This window comes from Sediminibacterium sp. (assembly GCF_030695065.1).
Taxonomy (GTDB): domain Bacteria; phylum Bacteroidota; class Bacteroidia; order Chitinophagales; family Chitinophagaceae; genus Sediminibacterium.
Map to the genome: position 1 here is coordinate 570,806 of NZ_JAUYTR010000011.1, position 16,665 is coordinate 587,470.

Annotated in this window: 15 protein-coding genes; 10 read left to right on the forward strand and 5 right to left on the reverse strand. The window is 35.4% G+C overall.

From position 1 onward, the window contains the following. Positions 1-14 precede the first annotated feature (14 nt). The 5 genes from Q8S25_RS06385 (at position 15) to Q8S25_RS06405 (ending at position 4,902) form a co-directional block, all read left to right on the forward strand. Positions 15-677: a hypothetical protein gene (locus Q8S25_RS06385; RefSeq protein WP_305535931.1), complete on the forward strand. Its 663-nt coding sequence runs from the start codon at positions 15-17 to the stop codon at positions 675-677. A 101-nt stretch (positions 678-778) separates the two neighbouring features. Beyond that, positions 779-1,426, forward strand: coding sequence for a sensor histidine kinase (locus tag Q8S25_RS06390; protein WP_305535933.1), 648 nt, complete (start codon positions 779-781; stop codon positions 1,424-1,426). A gap of 2 nt (positions 1,427-1,428) precedes the next feature. Next, positions 1,429-2,088, forward strand: coding sequence for a response regulator transcription factor (locus Q8S25_RS06395; RefSeq protein ID WP_305535935.1), 660 nt, complete (start codon positions 1,429-1,431; stop codon positions 2,086-2,088). Continuing rightward, positions 2,081-4,375 (forward strand): two-component regulator propeller domain-containing protein, encoded by a 2,295-nt coding sequence (locus tag Q8S25_RS06400; RefSeq protein WP_305535937.1) that lies wholly within the window; start codon positions 2,081-2,083, stop codon positions 4,373-4,375. Before Q8S25_RS06395 ends, Q8S25_RS06400 begins: the two co-directional genes overlap by 8 nt. Beyond that, entirely contained in the window at positions 4,375-4,902 is a 528-nt protein-coding gene (locus Q8S25_RS06405) for a GNAT family N-acetyltransferase (RefSeq protein ID WP_305535939.1), read from the forward strand. Before Q8S25_RS06400 ends, Q8S25_RS06405 begins: the two co-directional genes overlap by 1 nt. On the opposite strand, the gene Q8S25_RS06410 is transcribed toward Q8S25_RS06405, so the two are convergent. From Q8S25_RS06410 to Q8S25_RS06425, 4 genes are all read right to left on the reverse strand, one after another. Next, complete coding sequence (locus tag Q8S25_RS06410; protein ID WP_305535941.1) at positions 4,874-5,503, reverse strand: flavin reductase family protein; 630 nt, start codon at positions 5,501-5,503, stop codon at positions 4,874-4,876. The two genes, Q8S25_RS06405 and Q8S25_RS06410, sit on opposite strands and share 29 nt — an antisense overlap. A gap of 15 nt (positions 5,504-5,518) precedes the next feature. Beyond that, positions 5,519-7,948: a bifunctional YncE family protein/alkaline phosphatase family protein gene (locus tag Q8S25_RS06415; RefSeq protein WP_305535943.1), complete on the reverse strand. Its 2,430-nt coding sequence runs from the start codon at positions 7,946-7,948 to the stop codon at positions 5,519-5,521. Between the two features lie 82 nt (positions 7,949-8,030). Beyond that, positions 8,031-8,615 (reverse strand): hypothetical protein, encoded by a 585-nt coding sequence (locus Q8S25_RS06420; protein WP_305535945.1) that lies wholly within the window; start codon positions 8,613-8,615, stop codon positions 8,031-8,033. Positions 8,616-8,623: 8 nt separating this feature from the next. After that, positions 8,624-11,989 (reverse strand): methylmalonyl-CoA mutase family protein, encoded by a 3,366-nt coding sequence (locus Q8S25_RS06425; RefSeq protein ID WP_305535947.1) that lies wholly within the window; start codon positions 11,987-11,989, stop codon positions 8,624-8,626. Positions 11,990-12,108: 119 nt separating this feature from the next. Here Q8S25_RS06425 and Q8S25_RS06430 point away from each other — a divergent pair, with 119 nt between their 5' ends. Next, a complete protein-coding gene (locus tag Q8S25_RS06430; RefSeq protein ID WP_305535949.1) occupies positions 12,109-13,044 on the forward strand; it encodes an aldose 1-epimerase in 936 nt (311 codons plus the stop codon). Here Q8S25_RS06430 and Q8S25_RS06435 read toward each other — a convergent pair. Next, positions 13,039-13,425: a RidA family protein gene (locus Q8S25_RS06435; protein ID WP_305535951.1), complete on the reverse strand. Its 387-nt coding sequence runs from the start codon at positions 13,423-13,425 to the stop codon at positions 13,039-13,041. The two genes, Q8S25_RS06430 and Q8S25_RS06435, sit on opposite strands and share 6 nt — an antisense overlap. Positions 13,426-13,499: 74 nt before the next feature. Here Q8S25_RS06435 and Q8S25_RS06440 point away from each other — a divergent pair, with 74 nt between their 5' ends. From Q8S25_RS06440 to Q8S25_RS06455, 4 genes are all read left to right on the forward strand, one after another. Then, the gene (locus Q8S25_RS06440; protein ID WP_305535953.1) at positions 13,500-14,105 is read left to right on the forward strand and encodes a 3-hydroxyacyl-CoA dehydrogenase family protein; all 606 of its coding nucleotides are present in this window, start codon (positions 13,500-13,502) and stop codon (positions 14,103-14,105) included. A gap of 3 nt (positions 14,106-14,108) precedes the next feature. Continuing rightward, on the forward strand, positions 14,109-14,798 hold the full coding sequence (tsaB, locus tag Q8S25_RS06445) for a tRNA (adenosine(37)-N6)-threonylcarbamoyltransferase complex dimerization subunit type 1 TsaB (RefSeq protein ID WP_305535955.1): 690 nt from the start codon (positions 14,109-14,111) through the stop codon (positions 14,796-14,798). 93 nt (positions 14,799-14,891) lie between these two features. After that, complete coding sequence (locus Q8S25_RS06450; RefSeq protein ID WP_295191905.1) at positions 14,892-15,227, forward strand: helix-turn-helix transcriptional regulator; 336 nt, start codon at positions 14,892-14,894, stop codon at positions 15,225-15,227. Positions 15,228-15,251: 24 nt separating this feature from the next. Then, a complete protein-coding gene (locus tag Q8S25_RS06455; protein WP_305535958.1) occupies positions 15,252-16,664 on the forward strand; it encodes a rhodanese-like domain-containing protein in 1,413 nt (470 codons plus the stop codon). Position 16,665 lies beyond the last annotated feature (1 nt).

The following is a 16,665-nucleotide window of genomic DNA, read 5'->3' on the forward strand; positions in this document are numbered from 1 at the left end:
AGAAAATCGTTTGAATGTTATTATACAATATCTACCTGCTGGTGCAAGCCAGCAGTTTTTTAGTTTGTATACTATTATATAGATCACTAAAAAACACCCCTTTTAAATACTTTTTACCCTTTCTTTTTATTACACTTACGGTGGAATTGATTGGCTATTACCTAATTACAAAGGGCATTAGAAATTATACCCTTTTTAATGTTTTTACCACTGTAGAATTCATTTTCTATTCCTTTTTGTTCTCTAAACACCTGAAAACCACTTTGTTTAAAAAGCTCACCATTGGTTTCATCCCTTTTTATGCATTCATGGTCTTTTTAAACCTACAATTTGTTCAGGGATACAATAATTTTCATACCTACACATTCTTATTGGGGTCTTTCTTTGTGGTCCTCTTTTGTTGCCTCTTTTTTTACGAATCGGTTTTACCAGAACATTTAGACCACCCATTGGCAAAGCAACCCTTCTTTTGGGTATGCACGGGCTTATTACTATTTTACATGGGATCGGTCATTATTAATGCCTTATTTGAGTATTTAAGAAGTTATGATTTACAACAAGAAGGCAAAAAAATATATGGCATTATTAATCAGAGTTTAAATGTGGTTTTATATTCAGCATTTATATACGCGTTCATATTATGCCGGAAAAACAAGAAGACATACTCGTCACAATAATTATTTCCTCTGTATTCTTTGTATTACTAGCGGTATTCCTATTGGTTATGCTCTACCTATTCTTGCGGAAACAGCGTCAAAATCAAAAGGAAAAAGAAGAGATGAAAAATAGGTTTGAACAAACCATTATAAAATCTCAGTTAGAAATACAAAATCAAACTTTAAATTATATAGGATATGAAATACATGACGATACTGCTCAAGTAGTGTATTTATCAATGCTAAGAATTGCTAATTTAAAAGAACAGGTAGACGAAAAAGAAAAAGAAGAAATTTACAATTTTTTAAAGAAAGTTTGGAATGATTTAAGAAATATAAGTCATAGCTTAATCAACAATAATTTTCATCAAATTGGGTTTGTAGAGTCATTGGAACAGCTTTTACACAATATCAATAAAACAGGTAAATACCAAAGTTTTTTAACCATAGACGAAGAGGTAAACTTAGATTTATTAGATAAAAGCGTAGACATCATTTTATATAGAATGATTCAGGAAGTAATTAATAACACTTTAAAACATGCATCCTGCGATACAATTAATATTCATATTTGTAAATTAAACCAACAACTAAAAGTTGAAATTAAAGACAACGGAATAGGATTTAATACCGCAGATATTAAACAAGATAGCCCAGGAGTTGGATTAAATAATATCTTCTCTAGAGCTAAACTAATCAATGCAACTGTTCATATTGATAGTATCATTAACCAAGGAACTACTTTTACCATATTATTAAATTCAAAATAACAATGAAAACCACCGTAGCATTAGTTGATGACCATGAATTACTGAGATCTGGATTGGCTGCGATAATAAACTCATTAGGAGAATTTGAAGTGGTGTTAGAGGCAGGAAATGGACTTGAATTTATCAAAAAAGTAAAATCAATTACACCACCAGATATTGTACTATTAGATATTACCATGCCTGAAATGGATGGGTATGAAACAGCGGCTTGGATTAGAAAACATTTGCCAACAGTTAAAGTACTGGTTTTAAGTATGTTATCGAACGATATGGCCATTATAAGAATGCTTAGGAATGGGGTGAAAGGTTATATCATCAAAGACAGTAAACCGCATGTATTTAAGGAAGCAATGGAATCCATTCAACGAAATGAGTTTTATGTGAATGAATTAGTTAGAGACAAACTCATCAACTATGTTTCAAATGAAGAAGATGAGGGGAAACAAACAGCATTGCTATTAAATATATCTGAACAAGAAGCTCATTTTTTGCAACTACTATGTGCAGACAAGTCTTATAGAGAAATTGGAGAAGAAATGTGTGTTAGTGTAAGAACAATCGATAATTATCGAGATAATTTATTTAAGAAACTTGATATTAAAACAAGGGTTGGCCTGGTTCTTTTTGCCATAAAACAAGGCATCGTGAATATTTATGAGTAAGCATTTGCAAATAGTATTTCTATTATTTTGCTTATCAAGTGCAGGTATTCTACGTGCGCAAAAACAACCAGTTCCAATAGGACAATGGAGAGAGCACCTCAATTACCAAAAAGCAATTCAAGTAATAAAGGGAGACCTAATTTATGCTGCTACCAATGATGCCATATTTTCAATTGATGCCAATCAAGAAATAAATAGGTACCATAAAGTAAATGGACTTAGCGATATAGGCATTCAACAAATTGGTTGGGATGCTCAAAATAGCCAGTTAATTATTGCATATAAGAACAGCAATATTGATTTTTTGAAAGGAAGCATTACAAAAAATCTGAGTGATATACAAAGAAGCAGTATTAGTGGTAATAAAACAATCAATAGTATTTATGCGTCAATGGGAACTGCTTACTTATCTACAGGATTGGGTATTGTATTGTTAAACTTGAACAAATATGAAATTAAAGACACTTGGATTATTGGAAATGCTGGAACACAAATAAGCATAAATTCATTTACCGAAAACAATCAGTATTACTTTGCTGCTTCTGATGAAGGAATAAAAAGAATTGCAAAAACAGGTCTAGATCCTGCAAATTATCAAAACTGGGAAAATATTTTAGGGCCATCTAATGGAGCTGTTTCTTTTATCGGATTCATCAATAACCAGTTAATTATCACTAAAAATGATAGTGTTTTCACACAAGAAAATAATCAATGGAAACTACTCTTTCAAGAACTAAATTGGAAGATTGTTAATACTGGCATAAGCGAGAACAATATTACCATTTGCCTAAGAACAACATCAGGTAATTCAAAAGTTATTGTACTAAATCCAAATGGAAATTTAGTACAAAGTATTGCAGCGCCTGGCATAATATCTTTTCCTTCTTCTGCTATTACAAATAACTCAACTGTTTGGGTTGCAGATCAGTTTGGGGGATTGTCTTCTTTCGGAAATAATACCGAGAGATATATACCAAATGGACCATTGGGTATTTCGAATGGTGAATTTGCTTTTTATAATCAAACCCTTTTCCAGGCAGCAGGATCCGTAAATGCAGCCTGGAATTACCAATTTAATAGAGATGGCATCCTTGAATTCAAAGAAGGTATTTGGAGCAATAGAGGCGCATTTAACACCCCTTTATTAGACACAGTGCTCGACATCATAACAGTAGCTGTTAATCCATCAAATGGCACTATATGGGCAGGTAGTTATGGAGGCGGACTATTAAAACAAAACAACGGACAGTCGCAAATTTTTAAACAACAAAATAGCTTATTACAAGCAACAATAGGAGATCAAGGAAGTTACAGAGTGAGCGGATTAGCTTTAGACAATAAAAATAATTTATGGATCAGCAATTATGGGGCCCCACAGGCACTAAAGCTTAAAACCGCAGAAGATAAATGGTTTGGATTTACCATTCCGTTTAGTTTAACAGAAAATGCAGTTGCACAAATAATTGCAGACGATTTTGATCAACTTTGGATTCAAAGCCCAAAAGGGAATGGACTAATTTACTATAAGTATGGTAATAATATTGAAACAACTGGAGACGATCAATGGAAAATCTTTCAACAGGGTGTAGGAAACGGCAACCTGCCTTCAAATAATGTATTAAGTATTTTAAAAGACAAAGACAATAGCATTTGGGTTGGTACAGATGACGGAATTGGAATCATTTATTGTAGCGATAATGTATTGGGTAGCTGTGAAGCTACTCTCCCTATTATTCAACAAGATCAATTTGCAGGGTTTCTTTTTAAAGGAGAACAAGTACAAAGCATGGCGCTAGATGGAGCCAATCAAAAATGGATTGGCACTCAAAATGGAGTTTGGTTAATTAGCGCAGATGCAAAAAAAATCATTCATCATTTTACAGTTAGTAATAGCCCTTTATTGAGTAATGATGTTAAAAAAATTGCAGTAGACCCAACTACAGGCGAAGTATATTTTGCAACTTTTAATGGGCTTTGTAGTTATAGAGGAACTGCAACAGAATCAACAGAAGTTAAAAACAGTGTGCTTGTTTTTCCCAATCCTGTTCCGCCCCAATATAATGGTCAAATAGCAATAAGAGGATTAGCAGAAAATACCCTTATAAAAATCACTGAATTAAATGGCAGATTGGTTTACCAAACTAGAAGTTTAGGTGGCCAAGCTGTTTGGAATGGAAGAAATTATTTAGGTAATAAAGTTGCATCAGGAGTATATTTGATACTAGCTAGAGATGGGAAAGGAAATGAAAATATTGTTACTAAAATTGTAATTACCAGCGGTAGATAATGCAACTTAATATAGAAACAGAAAGATTACGAATTAGGGCATTAACCGTTATAGACGCAGGGTTCATGATGCAATTAATGAATACTCCAACTTGGATAAAAAACATTGGTAATAGAAATGTAAACGATAAAACAACTGCAAGTAATTATATCGCTAACAATATCATTAACAGTTATAATATTAATGGATTTGGCCTCTTCTTAGTGATCTTAAAAAAAGACAATCAATCCGCAGGAATATGTGGTATAGTAAAACGAGAAGGATTGGTTACCCCAGATTTAGGATTTGCCTTAATGCCAAATTATGAGGGCAAAGGCATTGCTACAGAGGCAAGTAAAGCCGTAGTGCAATATGCAAAAGAATCACTTCAACTATCTGCATTGGCAGGTATTACTAAACCAGAAAATATTGCCTCTATTCGTGTGTTAGAAAAAGTAGGAATGGAATTTAAAGAAATGATTCAGCTACCAAAAGATCCCAATTTGTTTTCGTTATATACTATGGCTTTGCATAAGGAAGCCTTGTAATCATTTCTGTTTTTGCATACCCGTCTAAACCAATTGAAACAATAGACCCTGACTTAGAAAGGTTTAAAAATCCATCAGCGTCAATAATAGACTCTTCCAAAAAAACAGATTTCAATTGACCTATTACAAAAAAAGTCTTGTTGTAATGAATTGGAGAAATCTCTACTAATTCCATTTCATAACTTACCAATGCTTCTTTAACAAAAGGCGCAATAATACCCTCTTCATACCTTTCTGTTAACCCAGTTGCTTCAAACTCATTCACTTCAGGCGAATATTTGGCACTACACTGATGTGCTTGATGCAAAAATGATTCATTAATATGGTTAATGGTAAAACATTTTGTATGCTCAATATTAGTAATGGTATCCGGAGCTGCTGCAACTGGTCTATTAATATAACCTATTAAAGCAGGGTCTGCTCCTAAATGAACAATACTACTTATTATAGATAAATTGGGAACACCTGAACTACTAATAGAACCAACTAAACTGACTGGTTTAAATCCGGTTAAACAATTAATAAAATTGGCTCTATAAAACCTTTCCCAGGTTTTTATTTCTTCAATTAAAAACTGACGCATAAATATATAAGGACTCAAAGCCTAAATTGTTGACTAGTCTTTATCTGCTTTTTCAATTGGCTTATAAAAAGCAGCTCTTTTAGGACCAGGGAAAGGAATATGGTCACCTTTTAAACCATGCCATAAAACTTTATTAAACTCCAAATCTGGTACTGCATCTTCTTTGGCTAAATTGAATAATTCAGATCTACGCTGCCATTCGTTTTTAGCAGTATTCTTGTCTTTTAAGTTCATATTAGGCATCAATGCCGTAAATGGACTTGTATTAGGTGTTGAGGTAAAGCAACGCCACATAGGTGTTGCAGCAGCATCGTATTGACTCATTGGTGGAATTCCAAGAATCAATTCCATGGTTCTTAGTGCGGAAGAAGTTGAATACATGGTATGATCTATATAACCTCTTTTTACAAATCCACCAGCTACAAATGCAATACTTCTATGTGCATCAACATGGTCTGCTCCATTTTGCGCATCATCTTCTACAATAAATATGGCGGTCTCTTTCCATATAGGGCTTTTGCTTAAGTACTCAACAAACAAACCAACAGCGTAATCATTGTCGGCCACATGTGCGTATGGAGTTGGTCTGCCTAATTTCAAACCCTCTGTATGGTCATTTGAAAAACGAACAGAATTAAACTGAGGCACTTTATTGATTGCAAGTAAAGAATCAAAATCTCTTTTCCATTGATAAAAGCGTGTAGTATCCATTACTGAATTATTATAACCAGTAAAATATTTACAGAAATTACCTTCTAATACAGGAATATTGGCTTTGTAGTTGTCTACGAATTCGCCATAACTTCTAAAACTTACACCTGCTTTTTTTGCATGATCCCAAAAAAATCCTCCTTTATTATTGGCTACTTTTCTATTGCCTTCTCCATCATAACTTCCCCCTCTTCCACCATAACTACTTACCCAGCTCTTTTCTAAAAAATCAGTAGCATATGCCCCCATGGTCCAGTTGTGCCCATCCATACTTACTTCTCCATCAACATAAAAATTATCTAACAAAACAAAGTTTCTAGCCAAAGCATGTTGATTGGGTGTAATGTTTTCACCAAATAAGGTAAGACGAGGATCACCATTGCCTTCTTTCATATCACCCAATACTTGATCGTAAGTTCTATTTTCTTTAATTACATAGAATACATACTTAATAGGGCTTTTATCTCCTACTCTCCTAGGAATTGGATTACCCGCTTCACCCTGTACTATTTTTTCTTTTACTTTATTATATGGGGTGTTTTGATATACCACTTGAGAGTAAACACTCATTTGTTTTGGAGTAGGCATATTAATTATACTCATAGTTCCCATAAACAATCCACCAATGTATTCAACTCCTTTGGGCTTATTCGGATCACCTTCGTGGTGCATCACAATTTGTTTATTGGCAAAAGGATTAGGGCCATATACATTGGCTTTAGAAGAAAAGCCTTTTCCATTAGAAACAAATATTTTGTTGCCCACTACCTTTACATTAGTAGGGTACCATCCAACTGGAATAAATCCTTTGCTTTTACTTTGGATAGGTTTACTCACATCATACACAGCTAAACAATTGTTATCTGCATTTGCAACAAAAAGGGTTTTTTCGTCGGCAGACAACGCCAGCCCATTGGTGGTTGAACCATTGGGTGCATCAGGATAAAGGGCTACGTTTAACACTTCAACTACTTTTTCTTCCTTGGTATTAATTACAGAAACTGAATTATCATTGGCATTGGCTACATATAAAACGGTTCCTTTATTATTTAATAACAATTCATTGGGATTATCGCCCACAGGTATTTCAACTGAGATTTTTCTTTCAATAGTATTAAATAAATATACTTTATCGCAACCCCAACAACTTATATAGAGTTGCTTTTTATTAGGAGACAACACACAAGCATACGCTTCTCCGCCCAATGCTTGTTTAAATATTGTTTTTTTAGACTTAATATCAATTATATACAATTGATTGTCTTCTCTGGTTACCACGTACAATAATTGCTGCTCATCATCAATAGCAATTCCAGCAGGACTAATTTTATTGGGCCATTTTTTTCCTAAAACAATTGAATCGGTAAGTGTTAGCTTATTGTTGTCAATTGAAAAGATTTCTATTCGGTTGTTGTGGCCACCCGATGCATACAGTTTTTTTTCATCGGCACTAAACACAAGCCCGTACCAACTCCGCTCAATAATTTTTGTATCAAGTATTTTTTCGGTAATTGGATTAATTAATTGAATGCTTTGCGTTCCCTGACCATTATTGGTAACAGCCATTAATTGTTTAGACTTACTGAGCACCATATTAAGTGGCAAGTCACCTAAAGGGAAACTTTTTCCAATGGGGGTTAATGCCCATCCATTGGGTAATAATACTTTCTTAGCAAGTAGTTGTTGAACTGTTTGAGCATTGGCATACGCTGAAACAAGTAATAGAATAGCTGCAATCAATTTCCTATACATACAATATAATTAAGGAAACTAAAGGTAGCATTCTGTTAAACAGCAAATAACAGTTTACGATAAATTAATAAGAAGAAATAAATTATTGTTTTGCAAACTCATAGCTCCTAACTGGCTTAAAGCTCAGCATTCCCCTATCCCCTGGCGCTACTTTATATTGAATTTGCCTATACATTCCGGTTCTTTGGGCACCTACAGAGTCTGCTGTATAAACAGGAAACCTGCGCATTAACGTGCCTTCCATTAGCATAAAAGTATCAAAACCTTTATACCCAGTTCTTAATTTTGGATCATCAACTATATCTGGGAAACCAATACCAGCAAGCGTTTCATTATTAATTGAAGAAATTCCAATTACCGTTCCTTTGTCGTTGGGGTCATTCGCATAAATATAAATAACCATATCAGGATAAAAGTCGTTGTTCAAATCGTCTACTTCCGCTTTTCTAATTCTGCCTTTAACTTCAAAGCTCACATCTCTTGCCCCACTACCAAATCCAATAGGACTAACCGTGACAAAATTTTTGTCTTCATTCTTATTACTACATACCAGCTTGAAACCAATATTTCCCAATTTCATAATGGTATCAATTTTCCTTGCCTGGCCATAAACACCAGTACCTAAAACCGTCATAATGCTTACAAAAAGTAAAAAAGCTGTTTTCATAATTGAATTTACATATTTCTTCTATACTGACCACCTACTGCATAAAGCGCGTTGGTAATTTGCCCTAAAGAGCAATACTTTACTGTTTCCATTAATTCGGCAAAGAGATTATCATTGTTTATTGCAGCTTTTTGTAATTGCAATAAAGCTTCTTGGCTCTTCAATTGATTGCGTAATTTAAATGATTGTAAGTTCTGAATCTGCTGTTCTTTTTCTTCGGTGGTACTTCGGATTACTTCGCCAGGTAAAATGGTAGGACTTCCTTTTTTGTTTAAAAAAGTATTCACCCCAATCAACGGTAATTCGCCCGTATGCTTTTTGGTTTCATAATACAAGCTCTCTTCTTGAATTTTATTGCGTTGGTACATTCTTTCCATAGCACCTAAAACTCCTCCACGTTCAGAAATTCTTTCAAATTCTGATAGCACTGCTTCCTCAACTAAGTCGGTTAGTTCTTCAATAGCAAAACTTCCTTGAATAAAATTTTCGGTATTGGCAGTTCCCAGTTCTCTATTGATAATTAATTGAATAGCCATTGCTCTTCTTACACTTTCTTCGGTTGGTGTTGTAATGGCTTCATCATATGCATTGGTATGAAGACTATTACAATTGTCATAAATGGCATACAAGGCCTGCAAAGTGGTTCTGATATCATTGAAGTCAATCTCTTGCGCGTGTAGGCTTCTACCGCTGGTTTGAATATGGTACTTCAGTTTTTGGGAACGATCATTGCCTTTGTATTTTTGCTTCATCGCTTTTGCCCAGATTTTTCTAGCAACTCTACCAATCACACTGTATTCTGGATCCATCCCGTTGCTAAAGAAGAAAGATAAATTTGGGGCAAAATCATCAATATGCATTCCTCTACTTAAATAATACTCAACAAAAGTAAACCCATTGGCTAGGGTAAATGCCAACTGGGTAATAGGATTAGCACCCGCCTCGGCAATATGATAACCACTAATGCTCACACTATAAAAATTGCGCACTTTTTGATCTATAAAATAAGACTGAACATCGCCCATTAACTTCAATGCAAACTCTGTTGAGAATATACAAGTATTTTGTGCTTGGTCTTCTTTTAAAATATCGGCTTGCACGGTTCCTCTCACTTGTGAAAGTGCTTCCGCTTTTAATTGAGCATAAATATCGGCAGGTAAAACCTCGTCTCCACTAACTCCCAACAATCCAATACCCAATCCATTATTTCCTTCAGGTAGTCTTTCAGGTGAAGATGGATTATAATAAACTGGTCTAGGCGTCTTACTAAATTTTTTCTCAATGATGGCATTCACTTCTGCCCATTTATCATTGGCTGTAATCCATTTTTCACATAATTGATCTATAGCTGCATTCATAAAAAATGCAAGTATAATGGGCGCAGGACCATTGATGGTCATACTTACCGATGTTTTAGGATCACACAAATCAAATCCACTGTATAATTTCTTGGCGTCATCAACAGTGGCAATACTCACCCCGCTATTGCCTACTTTTCCATAAATATCAGGGCGAGGATCTGGATCTTCCCCATAAAGTGTTACACTATCAAATGCAGTAGATAAACGGATGGCAGGTTGACCCAATGAAACATAATGAAACCGCTTATTGGTTCTTTCCGGACCACCTTCACCAGCAAACATTCTGGTAGGATCTTCTCCCTGTCTTTTTAATTCGAATACCCCAGCAGTATAAGGAAACTCACCAGGAATATTTTCTTGTAATTGCCATCTTAAAATATCACCCCAATCTTTGTAACGAGGCAAAATGACTTTTGAAATTCTGGTTCCACTTAAAGATTGTGTGGTAAGAGGTTGTCTTATCGTTTTATTTCTTACTGTGTATTCAAAAAAATCTGCTTGGTATTTTTTAACTAATTCAGGCCATTGCTGAATCATTTTCTTACAATCCTGGTGAAGCGATGTTTCAAATGATGCAGCAATATTTTCTAACTCCTGCTTTGCAGCACTATTTACTGGCAAAGATTGAATGGCCCCATTCAGTTGATACCACTTCGACGCAATTAAACACTGCTCATTGGTCCATTCGTTGTAATTTCTGTTGGCGTCTGCAATTTCAGCCAAATAACGAACTCTTTTAGGTGGTATAATTTGAGCTCTGGTAGTTGTTTCATTCAAACCAGCTTGTATTGCAGTAATCGCTGAAAAATAAACACCCGTTTTTTCTTGGATGGTATTCATTATTTTACCAAACAACTGATTAATACCTGTATCATTAAACTGCGCCGCAATGGTTCCTACTACTGGTAAATTTTCATCTGCTTCATTCCACAACTCATGGTTGCGCTTGTATTGTTTGCGAACATCATGCAAAGCATCTAACGCTCCAGCCTTGTCAAATTTGTTGATGCAAATTAAATCGGCAAAGTCGAGCATATTTATTTTCTCCAACTGAGACGCAGCACCGTATTCAGGTGTCATTACATATAAACTAACATCGCAAAAATCTAAAATAGATGCATCACTCTGCCCCACACCTGCAGACTCTAAAATAATCATATCAAATCCTGCCACTTTACAAATATTAATGGCTTCTTGCACATGTGCACTCAAAGCAGTATTGTCATCTCTGGTGGCTAAACTTCGCATGTAGGCTCTATTATGAGCAATCGCATTCATTCTTATACGATCACCCAATAATGCTCCACCTGTTTTTTTCTTTGAAGGATCAACCGAAATAACAGCAATTGTTTTATCGGTATAGTTATTTAAATACCTTCTAACAATTTCATCGGTTACCGAACTTTTACCAGCACCGCCCGTTCCGGTAATTCCTAAAACGGGTACTGATTCAGTATCTAATACAGTTACTTCTGCTGAACCATCTAATAACCCATTTTCAACTAAAGTTATTTTTCTAGCAACGGTTCTGATTTCTTTAACCTCTCCTAAATTCAAAGGCTTTTGTGTATTCGCATTCGAATTCAATTCAAAATCACATTGCACCAACACATCTTCAATCATTCCTTCTAATCCCATTGTACGTCCATCGTCTGGACTATAAATTCTAGTAATACCGTGCTGATGTAATTCTCTTATTTCTTCGGGTAAGATGGTTCCCCCACCGCCACCAAAAATTTTAATATGTCCGCAACCATTCTGATCTAGTAAATCTTTCATGTATTTAAAAAATTCTACATGACCGCCCTGGTAACTGGTAATGGCAATACCTTGAACGTCTTCTTCAATGGCGCACTCCACAATTTCAGCAACGCTTCTATTGTGGCCTAAATGAATTATTTCTGCCCCTTTAGACTGTAAGATTCTGCGCATAATATTAATTGCAGCATCATGCCCATCAAACAAACTAGCAGCAGTTACTATTCTAACTTTATTCTTTAATGAAAACGCCATATCCTATTTTTTAAACTCGGGCAAAAATACTGTATAAATGCAAGGGGTGAACAACCGTTAGTTTTTTATTTGGTCAAAAAAACGGGCTTTTGCATTATCTTGACATTTAAAGGATTTTTATGCGATTCAAAGTAACTATAAACCAGCAAGAAGCCTACCCAGTTATACATTTAATAGACAGCCAAACAGGTTGCATGGCTGAAATTTTTGCTTTTGGAGGTTTATTGAATGCGTTCCATATTCCATTGAACGGAACCCTTTTCAATTGTATTGATGGGTTTGAATCAGTTAAACAAGCAGAAGAAAAAATTACTAATGCATTCAAAAGTGCAAAAATAAGTCCGTTTGTCTGTAGGCTTCAAAATGGAAAATATAATTACAATGGGCAATCATACACAATTCGAAAAAACTATTTAGGCAATCACGCATTACACGGATTAATATACGATGCCGTTTATGAAATAGACAGTATAACCCAATCCGAAGATACTGCTGCCATTTCTATGACCCATCATTATCAAAAAAATGACCCTGGTTATCCATTTGAATATACCATTCATTTACAATGGGAGCTAAGGGCCAACAATTATTTATCGGTTACAACTTCAATAAATCATCATAATGAGGGCCCAATACCTTATGCGGATGGATGGCACCCTTATTTTACTTTAGGAGGAACAGTAGATCAATACCAACTGCAATTTGATGCCGATACCCAACTGGAATTTGATGCGGCTTTAATCCCCACCGGGAAAAAAATAAAAGATGCTCGTTTTGTGCAAAAAAATACCCTCGAAAACGTATTCTTAGACAATTCTTTTGAGTTGGCTCCAAATGGGAAATGTATACTGAGTAATGACCATTTACAGTTGGAAGTAGTACCCGATCAACACTATCCAATATTACAAGTTTATACCCCTGAGCATAGAAATAGTATTGCAATTGAGAACTTATCTGGAGCACCAGATAATTTTAATAATGGTATAGGATTATTAATGTTATTACCCAATAAACAATACCAATTCAAAACGAGTTACCAGTTAACCCAACTATAAATCTACTACAGCAGTCATAGAAATTTCAACATTAACACCACGAGGTAATCCCTTTACAGCAACGGTTTCTCTTGCGGGGTAGTCTCCATTAAAATAAGTGCCATACACTTCATTTACTTCAGCAAATAAAGCCATATCACTTAAGAAAATAGTTGTTTTTACCACATGTTCAAAAGACAGTTTTGCTTCTTTTAAAACCGCTTCAATATTTTTCATCACCTGGTGTGTTTCCGCAGCAATATTGTCTTGTACCAGCGCACCACTTGCAGGATCAAAAGCAACTTGACCGCTTAAAAAAACAAAGCCATTGGCTTTAATTGCTTGATTATAGGGCCCTATAGGAGAAGGTGCATTCACAGTTTTTACTACTTGTTTAGACATAGATTTCTTTTGATACAGCAAATTGCTGCTTTTTAATCAACCTGCCAACCTAAATTTGCATCCCAAGCCCATTTATGCAAATTATTATAAGAGCAACAGACCATCAATACCCCATTTTAGCCAACAAATTAATTAATGGTAATAATAGCATTGTTAGGTATGAATCTACCAATGAAGCAATTCCTTTTGGTGATATCTATATTGACGCATGTTTTGAAGAAGAAGGACCGTGCTTCTCCACTGTTCAAAATAGAATTGTTTTAGTGAATGCAGTATGTACTCCATCTGAAATGCTGCCCAAGAATTTTGTTCGTTTTAATGGATGGGATGGATTTTTGTCTCAACCAACTCTAGAAATTGCAGGTAATGAAGAAGCAGTAATCAAAGCTAAAGAACTATTAACGGCTGTAGGAATTACAACTATCGTATCTGCAGACGAATTGGGTTTGATTGGACCTAGAGTAGTATCAATGATTATAAATGAAGCCTATTTTGCTCTAGCAGAAAATGTAAGTACAAAAGAAGAAATTAATACTGCCATGAAATTAGGGACTAATTATCCTTATGGCCCTTTTGAATGGTGTGAATTAATTGGATTTAAAAGGGTTTCAACACTTTTGCAAAGTTTGGCAAAAACAAATGAACGTTACAGTTTAGCACCTGCATTCCAAAACAACTAATACATGGCTTTAATATTAAATATTGATACAGCAACAGGGTATGCAGGGGTTTGTTTAAGCAGGGATAATACCCTCTTGGTAAGTCAATCTCATCAACACCAAAAAGACCATGCTGCTTTTTTACAACCTGCTATTGAATCCATCATGAAAGAAGCTGGTTGTAATTTAAAAGATATTGATGCGGTAGCTGTTACTGGTGGCCCTGGTAGTTACACAGGCATAAGAGTAGGGTTGGCTTCTGCAAAAGGTATATGTTATGCATTAAATAAACCACTCATAATGGTTAACACACTTGCTGTTATTGCCAATGCTGCATTGGCAAATATTGCCGAGTCTGATCAAGAAAAAGATGCCGTTTTGTATCCAATGATAGACGCTAGAAGGATGGAAGTTTTTGCAGGAAAGTACAGCCTTCAGCTATTAGAGTTAGAAAATTCACATGCTTTGGTGCTAGATGATGCCTTTTTTGAGGGGCTAAATTGTCATTCTAAAGTAATTTTTTGTGGAGATGGCTCCAAGAAGATTGAGCAATTTACCCTACCAATCAACTATAGTATTGATTTTACACAACACACTGTTAATCATATGGTTATTATTTCAGAAGCCCAATTTAAAGCCAAAAATTTTGCCAATTTGGCCTATGCAGAACCGCTATATTTAAAGGAATTTTATCAACCTACAAGACCACAATAAACATTGACAAAAAACATAGAAGAATAACTACATTGTATGCATTACAAAAAAGCTAACTTTGCATAAGTCTTAATACCCCCAATATTACTTGACATGAACGCAACCATTCAATCAATCCTATTAACCAATGGCGCAGAGCCTGTGAAGGTAGATTTCCTTCAGGCAAAGAAGGCATCTTTGATCCTTCGGTCCATTAACCACAAGCTTCGACAGCAAATCATCAAACTATTAGATGAGCATCAAAAGATGACTGTTACAGAGCTTTATGTAAAACTTCGTTTAGAACAATCCGTAGCTTCCCAGCACCTGGCCATTTTACGACGAGCCGGTATTGTGAGTACCACACGAGAAGGGAAATTCATTTATTACTCCGTTAATTACACTCGCTTAAACGATGTGGTTGGTTTTGTGAAAGCATTGGTAGATTAATTACCTTTGCCGCAAAATCATTGCATGTTTATAAAACAATTATACACTGGATGTATCAGCGAAGCTGCGTACTATATTGAAAGTAATGGTATTGCCGCTGTTATAGATCCAATAAGGGATGTTGATGCTTACTTAGCTTTAGCCAAAGAGCGCAATGCCAAGATCCAGTATATTTTTGAAACACATTTTCATGCAGATTTTGTGAGTGGACATTTAGATTTAGCAGCTGCTACAGGCGCTACAATTGTTTATGGGCCTAGTACCGTAACGAAATACCCTGTGCATGTTGCAAAAGATCTGGAAATATTTACACTAGGAAATATTTCTATTCAGGTATTGCATACACCAGGACATACCTTAGAAAGTAGTTGCTACTTATTAAAAGATGAAGCAGGAAAAAATACAGCCATTTTCACCGGTGATACTTTATTTGTGGGTGATGTGGGCCGACCCGACTTAGCCCAGAAAAGCAATGAATTGAGCATGAATGATTTGGCTGGTATGCTTTATGTTAGTTTGCAAGATAAAATAATGCCCCTTGCAGATGATGTAGTGGTGTACCCCGCACATGGAGCAGGAAGTAGTTGCGGTAAAAATTTAGGCGCAGATTCGTTTAGCACGATTGGTGTTCAAAAAGCAAGTAATTATGCTTTGCAGGCTGAATCTAAAGAAGCATTTATTAAAGCAGTTACCGACGGATTAAATGCTCCACCCGCTTACTTCCCCATTAATGCCCAAATTAATAAAGAAGGGTACACCAGTTTAGACAGTATTTTAGCCAAAAGCATGCAGCCTTTAACGGTAAAGGATTTTAAAGAAAAGTTGGCAGACAACACCATCATTTTAGATACCAGACATCCAGATCTTTTTATGCAGGGGTTTGTTCCTAGTGCCATTAATATTGGATTGAATGGTCGATTTGCAGAATGGGCGGGCACTTTATTGCCATTTACACAACCCATTGTATTAGTTACCGAATTAGGCGCAGAAAAAGAATCGATTATTCGGTTAACAAGAGTAGGATTCGAGAAAATAGAAGGGTATTTATCAGGTGGATTTGAAACTTGGCAAACTGCAGGAGAAAACATTGATATGATTATTGATGTAGAAGCAGATGAGTTAGCTATGGATCTTCCATTTGATGAAAACTTAGTGATTGTAGATGTTAGAAGAGAAACCGAATATGCCAACGAACATGTAAAAGAAGCCATCAACATTCCTTTAGATCAACTAACTGATCCGGGTAGTATGGCCAACTTAGACGACCACCACAATATTTATATTCATTGTGCAAGCGGGTACAGAAGTGTAATTGCTGCCTCAATGATTAAAAGACAGGGTATACACAATATTCGAAATGTGGTGGGTGGAATTGAAGCAATAAAAGGTTTGCCTGAGAAATTTGAATTTGAAAAAGAAGCTGCAGCTTTAAACTAGG